At 72.0% G+C, this 17,317-nt stretch carries 12 protein-coding genes; 11 read left to right on the top strand and 1 reads right to left on the bottom strand.

Features of this window, described 5'->3' with window-relative positions; all coding sequences use genetic code 11:
* Positions 1-49 precede the first annotated feature (49 nt).
* The 6 genes from ACWD4G_RS27330 to obgE all read left to right on the top strand — a co-directional run bounded on the left by ACWD4G_RS27330 (position 50) and on the right by obgE (position 9,156).
* Positions 50-1,246, top strand: a complete 1,197-nt coding sequence (locus ACWD4G_RS27330; protein WP_451297849.1) for a hypothetical protein — start codon at positions 50-52, stop codon at positions 1,244-1,246.
* A gap of 48 nt (positions 1,247-1,294) precedes the next feature.
* Positions 1,295-2,086 carry a TIGR03936 family radical SAM-associated protein gene (locus ACWD4G_RS27325; RefSeq protein WP_451297847.1) on the top strand — a complete coding sequence of 264 codons (792 nt, stop codon included), beginning with the start codon at positions 1,295-1,297 and terminating at the stop codon, positions 2,084-2,086.
* Positions 2,087-2,331: 245 nt separating this feature from the next.
* The gene (locus tag ACWD4G_RS27320; protein ID WP_451297845.1) at positions 2,332-6,561 is read left to right on the top strand and encodes an Rne/Rng family ribonuclease; all 4,230 of its coding nucleotides are present in this window, start codon (positions 2,332-2,334) and stop codon (positions 6,559-6,561) included.
* Positions 6,562-6,970: 409 nt separating this feature from the next.
* The gene (gene rplU, locus ACWD4G_RS27315; RefSeq protein WP_004931419.1) at positions 6,971-7,291 is read left to right on the top strand and encodes a 50S ribosomal protein L21; all 321 of its coding nucleotides are present in this window, start codon (positions 6,971-6,973) and stop codon (positions 7,289-7,291) included.
* Between the two features lie 14 nt (positions 7,292-7,305).
* Positions 7,306-7,560, top strand: coding sequence for a 50S ribosomal protein L27 (gene rpmA / locus ACWD4G_RS27310; protein ID WP_451297843.1), 255 nt, complete (start codon positions 7,306-7,308; stop codon positions 7,558-7,560).
* A 150-nt stretch (positions 7,561-7,710) separates the two neighbouring features.
* Entirely contained in the window at positions 7,711-9,156 is a 1,446-nt protein-coding gene (gene obgE, locus ACWD4G_RS27305; protein WP_451297841.1) for a GTPase ObgE, read from the top strand.
* Positions 9,157-9,530: 374 nt separating this feature from the next.
* On the opposite strand, the gene ACWD4G_RS27300 is transcribed toward obgE, so the two are convergent.
* Positions 9,531-11,534, bottom strand: a complete 2,004-nt coding sequence (locus ACWD4G_RS27300; protein WP_451297840.1) for a hypothetical protein — start codon at positions 11,532-11,534, stop codon at positions 9,531-9,533.
* Positions 11,535-12,000: 466 nt separating this feature from the next.
* On the opposite strand from ACWD4G_RS27300, the gene proB reads away from it, so the two are divergent.
* From proB to ACWD4G_RS27275, 5 genes are all read left to right on the top strand, one after another.
* Entirely contained in the window at positions 12,001-13,107 is a 1,107-nt protein-coding gene (gene proB / locus ACWD4G_RS27295; RefSeq protein WP_451298045.1) for a glutamate 5-kinase, read from the top strand.
* A gap of 194 nt (positions 13,108-13,301) precedes the next feature.
* On the top strand, positions 13,302-13,769 hold the full coding sequence (locus tag ACWD4G_RS27290; RefSeq protein WP_451298043.1) for a hypothetical protein: 468 nt from the start codon (positions 13,302-13,304) through the stop codon (positions 13,767-13,769).
* Between the two features lie 91 nt (positions 13,770-13,860).
* Positions 13,861-15,147 (top strand): glutamate-5-semialdehyde dehydrogenase, encoded by a 1,287-nt coding sequence (locus ACWD4G_RS27285; protein ID WP_451297838.1) that lies wholly within the window; start codon positions 13,861-13,863, stop codon positions 15,145-15,147.
* 131 nt (positions 15,148-15,278) lie between these two features.
* On the top strand, positions 15,279-15,863 hold the full coding sequence (locus ACWD4G_RS27280; RefSeq protein ID WP_451297836.1) for an SCO2584 family spore wall biosynthesis protein: 585 nt from the start codon (positions 15,279-15,281) through the stop codon (positions 15,861-15,863).
* 169 nt (positions 15,864-16,032) lie between these two features.
* The gene (locus ACWD4G_RS27275; RefSeq protein ID WP_451297834.1) at positions 16,033-17,097 is read left to right on the top strand and encodes an SCO2583 family membrane protein; all 1,065 of its coding nucleotides are present in this window, start codon (positions 16,033-16,035) and stop codon (positions 17,095-17,097) included.
* Positions 17,098-17,317: the final 220 nt, after the last annotated feature.

Here is a 17,317-nt window from a genome sequence, read left to right as displayed (position 1 = left end):
GTGGCTCACCGGTGCATCCGGGTGGGGCGTCGGGGGCGTCTACGCAGGTATGGATCTGGAGAAGCGGCCCGCTCGGCAGCCCGTTGAGGCGGCGGCGCGGGAGACGACGGTGGGGCGGGCACCCGCGGGGCAGACGCCCGAGGGGTGTCTCGCCGTCGCCGTGCGGGTTCCGGTGCGGATCGTCGTGCTGGTGCTGGTCGTTCCGGTGCGGATGGCGTGGGACGCGCTCGTCGTCGTGGGGCGGTTTCTGAACGACGCCGTTCTGCGGCCGCTGGGGCGGGCCCTGTGGTGGGTCGGCAGGGCTGTGTTCGTGTGGCCGTGGGTGGCCCTGTGGCGGTATGCCGTCGTGCCGGTCGGCAAGGGGCTCGGCCTGCTCGGGTACTGGCTGCTCGTCGTGCCCGCCGTTTGGGTGTACCGCTGTCTGCTCACCCCTGTCGGACACGGGATCGCCTGGGCCGCGCGGGGGTTGTGGGCCGGGACGGTCTGGGTCACGTCCGGGATCTGGGCCGCGGTCGTCTGGGTCACGTCCGGGATCTGGGCCGGGGTCGTCTGGATCGCCGAGGGCATCGGGGCCGGGCTCGGGTGGCTGTACCGGTGGACGCTGGTGCCGTTCGGGCGGGGCGTCGCGTGGCTGGTGCGGTATCTCGTCGTCGTGCCGGCCGTGTGGGTCTACGCGTATGTGCTGACGCCCGTGGGGCGCGCGATCGTGTGGGCGGGCGGCGGTGTCGTATGGCTCATACGGATGATCTTCGTGGGGCTCGGGCTGGGGCTGTACTGGACGGCCCGCGTGCTGTTGGTGCTGCCCGCGCTCGCCCTGTGGCGGTGGGTGCTCGCGCCGGTCGGGCATGCCCTCGCCTTCGTCGGGCGGGAGATCCGGGACGCGCTCGGGCACGCGTGGCGGGTCGCCGGGCGGATCTCGCTCGTCGTCGGACGGTTCCTGGCGAATCTCTTCCGGTGGCTCTTCGTCGAGCCGACCCGCTGGGTGTACCGGACCGTCCTCACTCCGGCCGGTCACCTCGTACGGGACCTGGTGTGGAAGCCCGCCGCCGCCGTCGGCCGCAGTGTGCGCACCGCCACCCGGCAGGCCCTGGCGAGCACCCGCGCATCGGTGCGGCAGGCCCGCGCCGACTTCCGGCGGATGCTCTTCGGGGAACCCGAGCGGGCGCAGCCCGTCGCCCGGCGGGAACCGATGGCCGCCGAGACACGTACTCTTGGTAGCAGTACGACCGCACTCACTAAGGACTGAACGACACTGGGCAAGCGACAGCCCGAAGGCCCGCCGCCCGCACCGGCGGTGCAGCGCATCCGACTGCGTTACACCAAGCGCGGCCGCCTCCGGTTCACCAGCCACCGTGACTTCCAGCGCGCCTTCGAGCGTGCGCTGCGCCGCGCCGAGGTGCCGATGGCGTACTCGGCGGGGTTCACGCCGCATCCGAAGGTGTCGTACGCCAATGCCGCACCCACCGGCACGGGCAGTGAGGCGGAGTACCTGGAGATCGCGCTCACCGAGGCGCGCGATCCCGAGAAGCTCAGGATTCTGCTCGACGAGTCGCTGCCCACGGGCCTCGACATCGTCGACGCCGTCGAGGCCCGTACCTCCGGCCTCGCCGACCGGCTCACCGCCTCCGTCTGGGAGCTTCGACTGGACGGCGTGGACCCGGCGGACGCGGCCCGCGCGGTCACCGCGTTCAAGGCCGCCGACATCGTCGAGGTCCAGCGCATGACCAAGAACGGTGTACGGACGTTCGACGCCCGTGCCGCCGTCGTCGATCTCGACAGTCGTCGTGATCCTGGGATCGACAGTCCACAGGCCGATAGGCCGACCGACCAGCCCTGTGCGATACTGCGGCTGGTTGTTCGGCACGTGACGCCTGCCGTACGACCCGACGACGTCCTGTCCGGTCTCCGCGCCGTGGCCGACCTGGCGCCGCCGGTCCCCGCAGCGGTGACCAGGCTGGCGCAGGGGCTGTTCGATGAAGAGACCGGCACGGTGACCGACCCGCTCGCGCCCGACCGCGAGGCGGCGACGGCCCTCACAACGGCCGCTGCCACCGCGACGGCGCCGGCGCCGGAAGGCTCCGCGTAGGACGGACGTCGTAGCGCCGCCCTCGTATCCGGGAGCCACCTGGGTCGGGCAGCGCACCGACCACAAGACTTTCGCCAGGCCGTACGCAACATGGCGTATCGGAACCGGCGAGACAGGACACAGAGAGCTCCCGAGCGGCGCCCGCGCCCCGGACGGCGGCAGTCGCGTACGACGCGAGCCGCGGACGTCACCGGCCAGGCCGGACCGGGTGCGGCGCCCGGGAGCCTGACGGGAGAAACGCCCGCATGCCCGAACAGATCGAATCCAAGGAGTCCGCGCAGGGCTCCGAAGAGAACAACACGCCCAGCGACACCCTGCCGCCGCGCCGTCGCCGCCGTGCCGCGTCCCGCCCGGCGGGACCGCCCTCCGCCACGGCGGAGGCACAGTCGCAGGCCGAGAGCATCGTGCCGGCCGCGACGGCTGCTGAGGCAGCCGAACCGGTCGAGTCCGTTGAGCCGGTCGGGGCCGTGGAGGTCGCCGAGACCGGTGGGGCCGCCGAGACCGCTGAGGTCGTCGAGGCCGCCGAGTCGGTGGCCGATGAGGCTGAGGAAACCGCTGCGGCCGAGGCTGCCGCTGGGGTCGCCGAGGCGCCTGCTGTGGCTGAGGAGGCCGCTCCGGTGGCTCCTCGTACGCGTCGGCGTGCGACGCGGCGTGTGTCCGCGCCCGCCGGTGCGCCGGAGGGTGCCGGGGTCGCCGAGACGGTGGTTCCGGCCGCCGCCGACGCCGGTGAGGCCCCCGTAGCCGCCGAGGCCTCCGCCGTCACGGCCGAGGCGCCCGCTGTGGCTGAGGAAGCGGCTCCGGCTGCTTCTCGTACGCGTCGGCGTGCGACGCGCCGTGCGTCCGCGCCCGCTGGTGCGCCGAAGGGTGCCGAGGGCGCCGAATCCGTGGTCGCCGCCGAGAGCGCTGAGGTGGCCGAGGCCGCCGTAGCCGCCGAGGCGCCCGCTGTGGTGGAGGAGGCTGCTCCGGTGGCTCCTCGTACGCGTCGGCGGGCCACGCGTCGGGTGTCCGCGCCCGCCGGTGCGCCGGCGGAGGAGGGTGCCGAGCAGCGGGGCGCCGAGCCCGTCGCCGCTGGGGCCGCGCAGGCACCGGCCACCGAGGTGAGCGGCGCCGCCGCCGAGAGCGAGCGGGGTGCCGTAGCCGTCGAGACCGCCCCGGCCCCGGCCGAGCGGACGTCGGCCGCGCAGGCCGCCACGGCGGCTCGGGTGCCCGCCCCGGCCGCGGAGGACGAGGAGAGCGGCGCCCGGCGTACCCGGCGACGGGCCGCCCGCAAGGCCGCCGGTGGGTTCTCCGAGCCCTCGGCGCCGGTCGTCGAGGAGGCTCCCGCGCGGCCCGCGCGGCCGGCGATGGCCGTGTTCCAGGCGCCCGTGTTCACCGAGCCGATGTTCCAGACGCCCGAGCGGGCCGCCGCGCAGGCCGCCGCCGAGGCGGAGGCCGTGACCGTCGAGGACACCGTGGCCGAGGCCACCGACTTCGGTGGGTTCGGTGAGGAGGAGAGCGGTGGCGGGTCGCGCCGTCGTCGCCGTAAGCGCGGCGGGGCCGCCGAGGCCGAGCCGGTCGCGGTCGAGGAGACCGAGGAGCCGGAGGAGCCGGAGGAGGCCGAAGGGGCCGCCGAGGAATCCGGTGACGGTGACGAGTTCGGCGAGGAGGAGAGCACCGGTTCGCGGCGTCGCCGTCGCCGGGGTGGCCGTCGCCGTCGTCGTGGTGACTCGGCCGATGCCGAGGGCGAGTCCGCCGAGGGCGAGGAGATCGCCGCCGAGCAGGCCGTCCAGGACGCCGAGGACACCGCCGAGCAGGTCGAGGAGGACCACGAGGACGAGGGGGACGAGGCCGACGAGCGCGAGGAGGGCGGGGGGTCCTCCTCCAGCAGCCGTCGCCGCCGTCGCCGTCGCCGTCGCGCCGGGGACTCCGCCCCCGAGGCCGAGCCGTCGTCCGACGATCCGGAGCGTACGGTCGTCAAGGTCCGTGAGCCGCGCGAGCGGCGCGCGAAGGACGCCGAGCCGTCCGACGAGGTGCAGTCCATCAAGGGCTCGACCCGTCTGGAGGCCAAGAAGCAGCGCCGCCGCGAAGGCCGCGAGCAGGGCCGCCGCCGGGTGCCGATCATCACCGAGGCCGAGTTCCTGGCCCGGCGCGAGGCCGTCGAGCGCGTCATGGTCGTCCGCCAGCACGGCGACCGTACGCAGATCGGCGTCCTTGAGGACAACGTGCTCGTGGAGCACTACGTCAACAAGGAGCAGTCGACCTCGTACGTCGGCAACGTGTACCTGGGCAAGGTCCAGAACGTGCTGCCGTCGATGGAGGCCGCGTTCATCGACATCGGCAAGGGGCGCAACGCCGTCCTCTACGCCGGTGAGGTGAACTTCGAGGCGCTGGGCATGGCCAACGGGCCGCGCCGTATCGAGTCCGCCCTGAAGTCCGGGCAGTCCGTGCTCGTCCAGGTGACGAAGGACCCCATCGGGCACAAGGGCGCGCGTCTGACCAGCCAGGTCTCGCTGCCGGGCCGCTACCTCGTGTACGTCCCCGAGGGCTCCATGACCGGCATCAGCCGCAAGCTGCCCGACACCGAGCGGGCCCGGCTGAAGACCATCCTCAAGAAGATCGTCCCCGAGGACGCGGGCGTCATCGTGCGCACCGCCGCCGAGGGCGCGAGCGAGGACGAGCTGCGCCGCGACGTGGAGCGACTGCAGGCGCAGTGGGAGGACATCCAGAAGAAGTCGAAGAACGGCGGCAGCTCGAACGCGCCGTCGCTGCTGTACGGCGAGCCGGACATGACCGTCCGGGTCGTGCGCGACATCTTCAACGAGGACTTCTCCAAGGTCATCGTCAGCGGTGAGGACGCCTGGGAGACCATCCACGGGTATGTCTCGCACGTCGCGCCCGATCTCGCCGAGCGGCTGTCCAAGTGGACCTCCGAGGTCGACGTCTTCGCGACGTACCGCATCGACGAGCAGCTGATGAAGGCGCTGGACCGCAAGGTGTGGCTGCCCAGCGGTGGTTCGCTGGTGATCGACAAGACCGAGGCCATGGTCGTGATCGACGTCAACACCGGCAAGTTCACCGGCCAGGGCGGCAACCTGGAGGAGACGGTCACCAGGAACAACCTGGAGGCGGCCGAGGAGATCGTCCGCCAGCTGCGGCTGCGCGACCTCGGCGGCATCGTCGTCATCGACTTCATCGACATGGTCCTGGAGTCGAACCGGGACCTGGTGCTGCGGCGGCTGCTGGAGTGCCTGGGCCGGGACCGTACGAAGCACCAGGTGGCCGAGGTCACCTCGCTGGGTCTGGTGCAGATGACCCGGAAGCGGGTCGGGCAGGGGCTGCTGGAGTCCTTCTCCGAGACCTGTGTCCACTGCAACGGGCGCGGTGTCATCGTCCACATGGACCAGCCGACCGCCGCCAGTGGTGGCGGCAAGCGCCGTAAGCGCGGGCGTGGTGGTGCCGAGCACGACCATGAGCACGAGCAGCAGGTGGCCGCCGAGGTGATCGAGCCGGTCGGGCCGGTCGAGGCCGAGGAGACCCCTCAGCTGGTCGAGGCCGAGATGGCCGCCGAGGTCGCCGCGCCGGTGGCGCTGCCCTCCCCCGAGTTCGAGCCGGACGAGGAGCTGTTCAGCAGCGTGGCCGAGGCCGAGGCCGCTGTCTCGCGTGGCCGTTCGCGGCGTCGGGTGACCCGTCGGGCGTCCGCGCCCTCGGGTGCGCCGAAGCAGCGTGAGGCCGCGGTCGTGGCGCCGGTCGTCGAGGAGCGGGCGCCCAAGTCGCGGGAGGCCGCCGAGGCGGAGCCGGTCGCGGTGGAGGACCCGGTCGTCGAGACGCCGGCCGCCGCCGGTGGCGAGGAGGCCGCGCCGACCGGCCGTACGACCGAGGAGGCCGCGCCGAAGGGGCGTACGCGGCGTCGGGCGACCCGGAAGGTGGCGGCGCCCGCCGGTTCGCCGAGCGGGGCGGCCGCTGACGAGGCCGTGGTGACGGTGGCCGAGGCCGCCGCGCCGCAGGCGGAGCCGGTCGCGGAGCCCGTGGCCGAGGCGCCGACTGCCGAGCCCGTCGCCGAGCCTGCCGCTGGGCAGGAGGCGGTGCCCGCCGCCGAGAGCGCGGCTCCGGCCCGGCCGAGGCGGCGTGCCGTGCGCAAGGCGACGGCGCCCACCGCGTCGGAGGAGACCGCCGTGGTCGTCGTTCCGTCGGCTCAGCCGGACGGTACGGCCGAGGCTGCCGCCGAGGCCGCGACCTCTGCTGTGGCGGAGGCCGGCGCCGATGGTGGGGCCGAGGTTCCCGCCAAGAAGACGGCGCGGAAGACCGCCAAGAAGGCGACGGCGAAGAAGGCCGCCACCAAGAAGACGGCGACGGCCAAGAAGGCGGCTGCCAAGACGGCCGCCAAGAAGGCCACGACCAAGAAGGCGGCCACGACGAAGAAGGCCGCGGCGAAGAAGACCACGGTGGCCGCCGAGCAGGCGCCCGCCACGGTCACGGCTTCTACCGACGAGGGCTGAGCCTCACGGGGGCCCTGGAGGCTCGTCCCGTGCCCGGTGCCCCCGGCCGAGCGGTTCCACCGCCGGCCGGGGGCACCGGGGTTTCGCAGGGGCGCGGGGCTCTGACATGTGCGGCTCCGCCGCGTGGGCGCGAGCAACCACGACGCACCCGCAGCCGCAAACGCACCCCGCACACCCATGCTCTTCGGCGTAGCCCCACGCAGTGGACCCGGTTTGACCCCTTCAGGCGTCGGACCGTAACCTTGACCGTCGGCGTGTCCACAGATATCCGCCTCGGATGTCGCATCGGACGCGCCACATCCCCGTAAACCTCATCCTTCCGGGCGCCGGGCGCCTCGGGAGAGGCCGCATCGTTGTCGGGTGGCTGGACTGCGGGGGTGCCGTTCCCGAGCGAGAGAGTGAGTTCCGCGTGTACGCCATCGTGCGCAGCGGTGGTCGCCAGCACAAGGTTGCTGTCGGCGACATCGTTGAGGTTGACAAGATTTCCACTGCCAAGGTTGGCGACACGGTCGAGCTCTCGACCCTGCTCGTTGTCGACGGCGACGCTGTGACCAGCGACCCGTGGGTGCTGGCCGGCATCAAGGTCCAGGCCGAGGTCGTGGACCACCACAAGGGGCAGAAGATCGACATTCTGCGCTACAAGAACAAGACCGGCTACCGCCGTCGTCAGGGCCACCGCCAGCAGTACACGGCGATCAAGGTCACTGAGATCCCCGCGGCTGCGAAGTAAGGGACTGAGGAGAGATGGCACACAAGAAGGGCGCATCGTCCACCCGGAACGGTCGCGACTCCAACGCTCAGCGGCTCGGCGTGAAGCGCTTCGGCGGTCAGGTCGTCAACGCCGGTGAGATCCTGGTCCGCCAGCGCGGCACGCACTTCCACCCGGGCGCGGGCGTCGGCCGTGGCGGCGACGACACGCTGTTCGCGCTGCAGGCCGGTTCGGTGCAGTTCGGCACCAGCCGTGGCCGCAAGGTCGTGAACATCGTCCCGGTCGGCTGACCGGACGTTCACTTCGCGAGGCGGACCTCACTTCCCGGTCGGGAAGGCGGGTCCGCCTTTCGCGTGTTGAAGCAGGTAAAAAGCTGAAGCAGCTAAGGCAGCTGAAGCAGCCAAGGCAGTAAACCCGTACGTATCTGGAGGCACTGAACCATGACCACCTTCGTGGACCGCGTCGAGCTGCATGCCGCCGCGGGTAACGGAGGTCACGGCTGTGCCTCCGTCCACCGTGAGAAGTTCAAGCCGCTGGGCGGCCCGGACGGCGGCAACGGCGGGCGTGGCGGTGATGTCGTCCTCACCGTCGACCAGTCCGTCACCACCCTCCTCGACTACCACCACTCGCCGCACCGCAAGGCCACCAACGGCAAGCCCGGAGAGGGCGGCAACCGGTCCGGCAAGGACGGGCAGGACCTGGTCCTTCCCGTGCCGGACGGCACCGTCGTACTCGACCGGGCGGGCAACGTCCTCGCCGACCTGGTGGGCCACGGGACCTCCTTCGTCGCGGCTCAGGGCGGCCGTGGTGGACTCGGCAACGCGGCGCTGGCCTCCGCCCGTCGCAAGGCGCCCGGCTTCGCGCTGCTGGGCGAGCCCGGGGACCTGCGGGACATCGTCCTGGAGCTGAAGACCGTCGCCGATGTGGCCCTCGTGGGTTACCCGAGCGCCGGCAAGTCCTCCCTGATCTCCGTGCTGTCCGCCGCCAAGCCGAAGATCGCGGACTATCCGTTCACGACGCTCGTCCCCAACCTGGGTGTGGTGACGGCCGGTTCGACCGTCTACACGATCGCTGACGTGCCCGGTCTGATCCCGGGTGCCAGCCAGGGCAAGGGGCTGGGCCTGGAGTTCCTGCGGCACGTCGAGCGGTGCAGCGTTCTCGTCCACGTCCTCGACACGGCGACGCTGGAGTCCGACCGTGACCCCGTCTCCGACCTCGACATCATCGAGGAGGAGCTGAAGCAGTACGGCGGGCTCGGGGACCGGCCCCGGATCGTCGTCCTCAACAAGATCGACGTGCCCGACGGCAAGGATCTCGCCGAGATGGTGCGGCCGGACCTGGAGGCGCGGGGATACCGGGTCTTCGAGGTGTCGGCGGTCGCTCATATCGGGCTGAAGGAGCTGTCGTTCGCGCTCGCCGACCTCGTCGGCAGGGCGCGGGCCGCCAAGCCGAAGGAGGAGGCGACCCGGATCGTCATCCGGCCCAAGGCCGTCGACGACGCGGGCTTCGCCGTGTCGCGTGAGGACGTCGGCGGGGAGCCGTTGTTCCGGGTGCGGGGTGAGAAGCCCGAACGCTGGGTGCGGCAGACCGACTTCAACAACGACGAGGCGGTCGGGTATCTCGCGGACCGGCTGAACCGGCTCGGTGTCGAGGAGGAGTTGATGAAGGCGGGGGCCCGGGCGGGGGACGGCGTCGCCATCGGGCCCGAGGAGAACGCGGTCGTCTTCGACTGGGAGCCGACGCTGCTGTCCGGGGCGGAGATGCTGGGGCGGCGGGGTGAGGACCATCGCTTCGAGGCGCCCCGGCCGGCTGTGCAGCGGCGGCGGGACCGGCAGGCGGAGCGGGACGAGATCGAGCGGGAGTACGACGACTTCGAGCCGTTCTGAGACCGCCGGGGGGTTTGGCGCCCTGGGCGGGCCGGAGCCTCGCTCACCGGCGCTCGCAGGGTGCCGCTCTCTTTGGGATGGGCGCCGCCCCAGCGGCACGATTGCCCGCGTCTACGACGGCTGTGGTCGCCTGGCGGCACGGTTGTCTGCGGTTGCGGCGGTTGTGGGGTGGGTGCGCAGGGCCACTTGGGGCCGCCGGATGCCTAAGGGGCGCGGGGAACTGCGCGATCAGCCACCTACCACCCGCAGTCGCCCTCTTGCGTATCCCCCGAGCTGTCAGGCGCCCCACCCCCGAACCAAACCGAACCGAACCGAACCGAACAAGAAGGTGCGGCCCCCGGAGGTATCCACCTCCGGGGGCCGCACCTACCCCGCTACTGCAGCGGAGCGTCAACGCGGGAGTCCATCCGGACCCGCCGATCGTCAGCCTTGGCGCACAGCGCCTCGACCGCCTCCGTGAAGCGGACGATGGACGGCGGATCGGACGGCCCGAGGAGGTGTTCCTTCAGAGTGGCCCGCGCCTTGGCGAACGTGTCCTTCTCGGGGTCCCGAACCGCCTCCAACAGCCCGGGAACCTCCGTGGCGGCCGGAGAGAGGACCACACCCGCCGACACCGTCGGGAACGCCTTGCGGAAGGCCTCCTCGTCCAGCCCGGACGTATTGCCCACGGCATACGGCTTCTCACTCGACAGCCAGTCCGAGACGACCGACGAGACATCGCTGATCAGCAGGTCGGCCGCGTTGAAGCAGGCGAAGATCGCGGGGCGTGCCTCGGTGATGACGAGGTGCTCCCACTCGGGGAAGGACGCCCAGTACGCCTTCTCCCAGGCGAGCGTGGCCTCGGAGATGAGCGCCTCACGGTCGCCGGACGGAGTCCCCTGCAGCAGCATCCGCTCCAGTTCGTCCGCGCTGGCCCGGAAGGAGGTGGAGGTCAGCTCGTCCAACTCCGCCGTACGACGGGCCAGTTCGGCGGCGGCCTCGGGGCCCGGCCGCGCGCCCGAGCGCCGCGTGTTGGCCTCGCGGATCATCGCCTTGATGCGCTCGTTCGCCGCACCCGCGCGCGGGTCGACCGAGCCGGTCATCGGGTGCGGCTTGTACAGGAGCCGCACCTTGTCGTCGGCGAGCAGCGCGCGGACGATGTTCTCACCGGCGAGGACCACGGACGTGTTGCCGGGGTTGCCGTCCCAGCCCTCCCAGGTGGGGGCGTAGAGGACGGTCGTGTACGTGCCGGCGGGCGGGCCCGCGTAGGGGCGGATCGGCGCCAGCTGGGGGCGGCCCACCTCGACGACGTCCTTGTCCTCGACGCCGACCTCGGCGAGCGCGTACCGCTCGCGCGCCGCGGGACCGGCGACCCACACCTCGTCGTACGCCTTGGCGTAGGGGTTGCAGGAGGAGAGCTTGTCGCTCTCGCCGTGGTTGGTGAAGGCGTGCTTGATGGTGGGGATGCGCAGGACCTGTGAGGTCTTCGCGGCGTTGGCCGGGTGCAGCATCATCTTCAGCGTCGAGTTCTCCAGCGAGAACATCGTCGACACCTTCGGGAAGCAGATGATCGGTACGTCCGTCGCGTCGATCTTCTGCACCATGAACCGCTCACGCAGCACGATCAGCGGCTTCTTCTGCCGGGCGAGTGTGGAGAGCCACATGTTCGCCTGGTACGCGGAGGTCGTGCCGCCGGAGAAGTACATGGCGGTCGTCGGCCGGTACGCGGCGAGCCAGTCGTCCAGCCACGCCATGACCTGCTCCTCGCTCTTCGCCCGCCGCTTCGGCAGCAGCCAGGACGCGAGATACACCGTGCCGGCGGCGATCAGGACGAGACCGACGCCGAGGCCGAAGCCGCCCCAGGTGGCGTCCTTCGAGGTGGCGGTGGCCAGCAGTCCGGCGGTGATCGGCAGGGAGAACGTGAGCAGCCGGTGGGCCTGGCGGCGGGCCAGGATGCGCGGCGGGGCGGCGCTCAGGCGCAGCGCCGAGGCGTCGATGTTGCGGGTGACGATCGGCAGGGTGCGGCTGCGGCGGACCAGCACCGAGACGGCCTGGCAGAGGAAGTGCGCCGCGTAGAAGACGATCACGCCGACCACCAGGGGCGCCGCCTCGGTGCGCGGGTCGATGCCGTCGATGCGCAGCAGGCCGATGAGGATCAGCATGTCGCGCAGCAGCTGCCGTACGACCGCGTCGAAGCGGACCTTGCCCAGCGGGGCGAGCAGACCGGGGTCGCGGTACTGCAGGAACGTGTCCAGGACGAGGCCCGCCGCGCTCGCGGCGACGAACACGGGGATGTTCGGCAGCAGCGCGGAGACGATCTGGGCCGTGAAGAGCGCGAACATCGCGAGCAGCGCTGAGAGCTGCGCGATGCGGCGGGGGGCGAGGCCTGCGGAGGGCACGGGCTGGGCTCCTGCGGAGGGTGCGACGGACTGTGAGGGGGCACACGAGAGTAGTGGGGGTGACCCGCCTCGCCACGCGCGCCCCCGGGCGCCTTCCGACCCGGGGATGCCCCGTACGAGGAGGCCGATCCCAGACGGTATGACCTAGGGCGGTCGAGGGGCAATCTTCGGACCGGGCAATAGGGGTCAAGCGGGCATAGCGCCCGGAATCTCGGAGGACTTCTCGCTTCCTCCATGCAACGGCCGCAATCCGTTCACCGTGGCGCGGTGAGTTCGTTCACCCCTTTGAGGAAGGGGTGGGGTGGTCGTCGAGGGTGTGCCCCGGTGTCGTCCGTCGGCGAAGTGGCGCCGTCCGCCCAGCGAAATGGCGACGCGGCCGGTCCGCAACCTCACGTAGATTGCGAAGCACACACACTGGGCTGGTCGGAACGACTTGGGGATACGCGTGTCAGCGGCAAGGCAGGCGGTGGCGGAAGCGCACCGGATCGTCGTCAAGGTGGGTTCCTCGTCGCTGACGACGGCCTCCGGGGGCCTCGACGCGGACCGGGTGGACGCCCTCGTCGACGTCCTCGCCAAGGCCCGCAGCGGGGGTGAGCGGGAGATCGTCCTCGTCTCGTCCGGCGCCATCGCCGCCGGACTCGCCCCGCTGGGCCTGCGCCGCCGCCCCAAGGACCTCGCCCGGCAACAGGCCGCCGCCAGCGTCGGCCAAGGGCTCCTGGTGGCCCGGTACACGGCCTCCTGCGCCCGCTACGGCATCCGTGTCGGCCAGGTGCTGCTCACCTCCGACGACATGAGCCGCCGCTCCCACCACCGCAACGCCTCCCGCACCCTCGACAAGCTCCTCGCGATGGGCGCGCTGCCGGTCGTCAACGAGAACGACACCGTTGCCACGGACGAGATCCGTTTCGGGGACAACGACCGTCTCGCCGCCCTCGTCGCCCACCTCGTCAGGGCCGATCTGCTGGTCCTGCTGTCGGACGTGGACGGCGTCTACGACGGCGACCCCAGCAGGCCCGGCACCTCCCGGATAGCGGAGGTCAGGGGCCCCGAGGACCTCGCGCACGTCGAGATCGGCAGCGCCGGCAAGGCGGGCGTCGGCACCGGCGGCATGGTCACCAAGGTGGAGGCGGCCGGGATCGCCACCGGCGCGGGCATCCCCGTGGTGCTGACCAGCGCCGTCCACGCGGCCGACGCCCTGGCCGGCCGGGACACCGGTACGTACTTCCACCCCACCGGCAAGCGCTCCGCCGACCGGCTGCTCTGGCTGCAGCACGCCTCCACCCCGCAGGGCTCGCTCACCCTCGACGACGGTGCCGTCCGCGCGGTCGTCGACCGGCGCAAGTCGCTGCTCCCGGCTGGCATCGCGGCCGTCGAGGGCGACTTCGGCGCCGGGGACCCCGTCGAGCTGCGCGACGCCGAGGGCCGGGCCGTGGCACGCGGGCTGGTCAACTTCGACGCCAAGGAGATCCCCCAGCTGATCGGGCGCTCGACCCGGGAACTGGCGCGCGAGCTGGGTCCCGCCTACGAACGAGAGGTCGTACACAGGGACGACCTCGTCCTCCTGCACCCCTGACCAGCGGCCCCACCGAGGGCCGAAAGCACGGCCCTCCACCGGTGTCCGTTCCGTAAAACGGCCACACGAACGCCCTGAGCCTGCTCAACTTTGTCTCGGGGGGATTCCGCACGACCCATTGCCCAGCACCCCACTGCCCGGCACCGACGATTGCGAAGCACGAACCGTTGCGTAAGGAGGCCGTCGTGAGACGAGTGCGCCCCGGGGCCACGACGTCCCGTGGTGGTGGTACCTCCCGTGCGGCCGGCGAGGAACGCGCGCTCACCAGCGTCACCGCCTCGGACGCGTACGAGGGCGAGAGCACCGAGGAGCCCCAGGACCTGCCCCGGCTGTGGCATGTCACCCTGAGCGTCTCCGGGCCCGACACCCCGCTGCAGGAGGTACGGCGCGGCCTCGAACAGCTCGCCCACGACCATCCCTTTCTGCTGACCAGCCGCTATGCGGGCGACCACGCCGAGATCCGCTACTGGGAGGAGGCCCGCGACCTCCACGACGCCGCCGCCGTCGCCCTGCGCCTGTGGGGCGAGCACCGCCGCACCGCCGGACTGCCGCCCTGGGAGATCGTCGGTCTGGAGGTCATCGACCGCCAGACCTACCACCAGCGCATCGCCGAGGGCTACGGGCCCCCTCCGGCGACACCCGTAGGGGTTCACCCGTTCTGACCTCCGGGTCCGGCGTCCGTCTCGCGTCGGACGTGTCTCGCGTCTTGGGATAGTCGATGGACGCCTGAGCCGGGCGCACTACCCTTCCCGTATGACCACGCTCTCTCCGTACGACTCCATGTCCCCGGTCACCCGGGCCGCCTACCGTGCCAAGGCCGCCGCCGCCGACCTCGCGCCGCTGCCGCGCGCCGAGAAGGACGACGCGCTGCTCGCCATCGCCGACGCGCTGGAGGTCCGTACGAGTGAGGTCGTCGAGGCCAACGCCAAGGACATCGCCAAGGCCCGGGAGGCCGGCACCAGCGAGGCGATCATCGACCGGCTGACGCTCACCCCGGAGCGCATCCGCGCCATCGCCGCCGACGTCCGTGACGTGGCCGCGCTGCCCGACCCGGTCGGCGAGGTCGTCCGCGGCTCCACCCTCCCCAACGGCATCGACCTGCGCCAGGTCCGCGTCCCGCTCGGCGTAGTCGGCATCATCTACGAGGCCCGCCCGAACGTGACGGTGGACGCCGCCGCTCTCTGTCTGAAGTCCGGCAACGCCGTGCTGCTGCGCGGCTCGGCCTCGGCGTACGAGTCCAACTCCGCCCTCGTCCGCGTGCTGCGCGACGCCGTGGGCGGGGCCGGGCTGCCCGCCGACGCCGTCCAGCTGGTGCCCGGCGAGAGCCGCGACAGCGTGCGCGAGCTGATGCGGGCCCGGGGCCTGGTCGACGTCCTCATCCCGCGCGGCGGCGCCTCACTGATCCAGACCGTCGTCAACGACTCCACGGTCCCGGTGATCGAGACCGGCACCGGCAACTGCCATGTCTACGTCGACGCCCACGCCGACCTCGACACCGCGATCGAGATCCTGATCAACTCCAAGGCCCAGCGCGTCAGCGTCTGCAACGCCGCCGAGACCCTCCTCGTCCACCAGGACATCGCCCCCGAGTTCCTGCCCCGCGCCCTCGACGCCCTCGCCGACGCCGGGGTCACCGTCCACGCCGACGAGCGGGTCATGGCCTACGCCAAGGACTCCAAGGCGACGGTCGTCGAGGCCACCACGGACGACTGGGAGACCGAGTACCTGTCGTACGACATCGCCGCCGCCGTCGTCGACTCCCTCGACCGGGCCGTGGAGCACATCCGCCTGTGGTCCTCCGGGCACACCGAGGCGATCGTGACGAGCTCGCAGCAGGCGGCCCGCCGCTTCACCCGGCTGGTCGACTCCACCACCGTCGCCGTCAACGCGTCGACCCGTTTCACCGACGGGGGCCAGTTCGGCTTCGGCGCCGAGATCGGCATCTCCACCCAGAAGCTGCACGCCCGGGGCCCGATGGGCCTGCCCGAGCTGACCAGCACGAAGTACATCGTCACCGGTGACGGCCACGTACGCCGCTGACCGGGGCACTCTTCGACGCCGTCCGGGGCCCGTGCGGGGGCGCCGGACGGCGTCCCTGTGAACCACCTGGCAAAACGGATGAATTTCCTTACCGTCTGCCCAAATTGACCACCCCGGTCTACTCTGGATTCGTGCCGGAGGACGTGGGGGGCACGCCGTTCCCTGACGGCTGGGAGCCCGACGACGACCGCGACCGCGGAGGTATGGACGAAGAGTTCGCCTCCGTGGTCTTCGACGAGGACTTCGTACGGGCGGCAGTGGTCCATGAGCCGACCGCTGTCGAACGTCTGCTCGCAGCCGCGGAGGCCCGGGCGGCGGCCCAGGAGGCCGAGGCCCGCCGGGCGCACTCCAGAGGCGCCAGAGGCGACGACGACCGCTACGACGACGGCTTCGGCCCCGATTTCGGTCACGGCCGTGACGACGGGCCGGCCGATCTCGACGACCACGAGATCCTGGAGGGCCACTACGGCTCCGACGGGCCGTACGGCAAGCAGACCCGCTGGCATCGGCCGGTCGCCTGGGTGCTCGCCCTCGTCATGGGCATAGGCATGGTCGCCCTGGCCTTCACGGCCGTCTACCGGGGTGCCTCCTCCAGCCGTGGCGACCAGGTCCCGCCGCCTCCCACCACCGGAGTCGAACAGGGCGCCTCGGCCGGCCCCTCCGCCTCCGCCGACTTCTCCCAGCCCGCGGCCTCGGCGACACCGCGTATGCCCTGAGGGACGCGGTCCGGGCGCGGTACCGGAGGCGCTCCGGAGAGTGACCGAGCGGCCTTGGGAGAGCCTTGGTCATGGGTTCGACAGGTGTTCGAAAATCTGGTGAGGACCTGTCAGAACTTGGCGTGCGGCCGGGCGTTTACCGGCGGCCTCGGCGACCTACTCTGAAGATATGGGCGGGCCTGGCGACCCACCAGAGGGGACACCCGAGGGCGCCCCCGGCGGTGGAGAGGACGAGTACCGATCCGTCGTCTTCGACGAATCGTTCGTGCGGGCTGCCCGTCTCCAGGAGTTCTCCGCGCAGGAACGCCTCAGTGACCACGCCCCGGCCGTACGCCGCCGCGCGCCCGTCCGGCGCGGCCTCTCCCGCCAGGCCCTGGTCCTCGTCCTGCTGATCGCCCTCGCCTTCGGCACCGCGATCTACATGGGCGTCCGGCACCCGTACGAGACGCCGGCCGCGAGCCCCGCCGAGCCGCTGCGGATGACGGTGATCCCGCTGGCGCCGCAGTCCGCCGTGCCCGGTGCGCCCGACCCCGAGACCCTGTTCGAGAACAGCCCGGCCGCCGGGTTCCGGGTCGGCGCCGACGGCATCACGATGCCCGTCACTCGGCGCACCGAGCACTTCTCCGACAGCGAGGTCGTCACCTCGCTGAGGATCGCCAAGGAGTATCTGGTCGCCTCCTCGCTGGACCCGCAGGTGCTCGGTGGCACCACCGTGCAGCCGGTGCGCAGGCTGGTGGACTCGGATCAGCTGGATCAGTTCGAGCAGAGTTTCGAGCACCCCGAGGCGGACGGGCGGCACGCCCCCACCGGCTGGCTGGTCCGCTTCGATCCCTCCCGGGCCAGGCTCGCCGACCCCGACATCCGGGTCCACGGCACCCTTCAGGCCGCCGAGTTCGACTCCGGCACGCTGGAGGTCGTCGCCGCCCACACCCTGGTCTACGCGCTGCGGCCCGCGACCGAGGCCAAGGCCGAGGCTTCGCTGTTCACCGTGCGGCGCGAGCTGCACTTCCGCTTCGACCAGGACGACCTGCGCACCCGCCAGGCCGAGGTCGTCGTCTCCTACGTCCAGGCCGGCCCCCTCGCCTGCGCCGACGACACCGCGAACCATCTGCGCCCCCTCCTCGCCGGCCAGACCGACAAGAAGGGCGGCCCGGCGGGCACCGACCCGTACGCCACCGGCGGCGCCACGGCCCTGTGCGGGACGCTGGCCGCTGTGGCCCAGCCGAAGGTTTGACGGCGTTTGACGGGGGCGCCCGTCGTCCGGCGCGCGGCGGAGGAGCCGAGGGCCGAGGGGCCGAGGGGCCGACCGCCGCGCAGACCGCCGGGCCGCGCCGCTCGGGCCGCTCGCCGTTGCGGCGGAGAGAAGAGCGGGGTGTGCGGGGTTGGGTGGATGCGGAAGCGCCCGCTCGAAGGGGGCCTTCTGAGCGGGCGCTTCCGTATGGGTGAGCCGGTGG

This window comes from Streptomyces sp. NPDC002643, from assembly GCF_053592555.1.
Note: the sequence above shows the minus strand (reverse complement) of the source record. Positions and strands in the feature narration are given on the sequence as shown.

Bases quoted from the DNA above. Each gene is read 5' to 3' on its own strand.
- ACWD4G_RS27330 (WP_451297849.1), top strand. From the start codon at position 50: ATGGATCTGGAGAAGCGGCCCGCTCGGCAGCCCGTTGAGGCGGCGGCG.
- ACWD4G_RS27320 (WP_451297845.1), top strand. From the start codon at position 2,332: ATGCCCGAACAGATCGAATCCAAGGAGTCCGCGCAGGGCTCCGAAGAG.
- ACWD4G_RS27275 (WP_451297834.1), top strand. From the start codon at position 16,033: ATGGGCGGGCCTGGCGACCCACCAGAGGGGACACCCGAGGGCGCCCCC.
- obgE (WP_451297841.1), top strand. From the start codon at position 7,711: ATGACCACCTTCGTGGACCGCGTCGAGCTGCATGCCGCCGCGGGTAAC.
- ACWD4G_RS27285 (WP_451297838.1), top strand. From the start codon at position 13,861: ATGACCACGCTCTCTCCGTACGACTCCATGTCCCCGGTCACCCGGGCC.
- rpmA (WP_451297843.1), top strand. From the start codon at position 7,306: ATGGCACACAAGAAGGGCGCATCGTCCACCCGGAACGGTCGCGACTCC.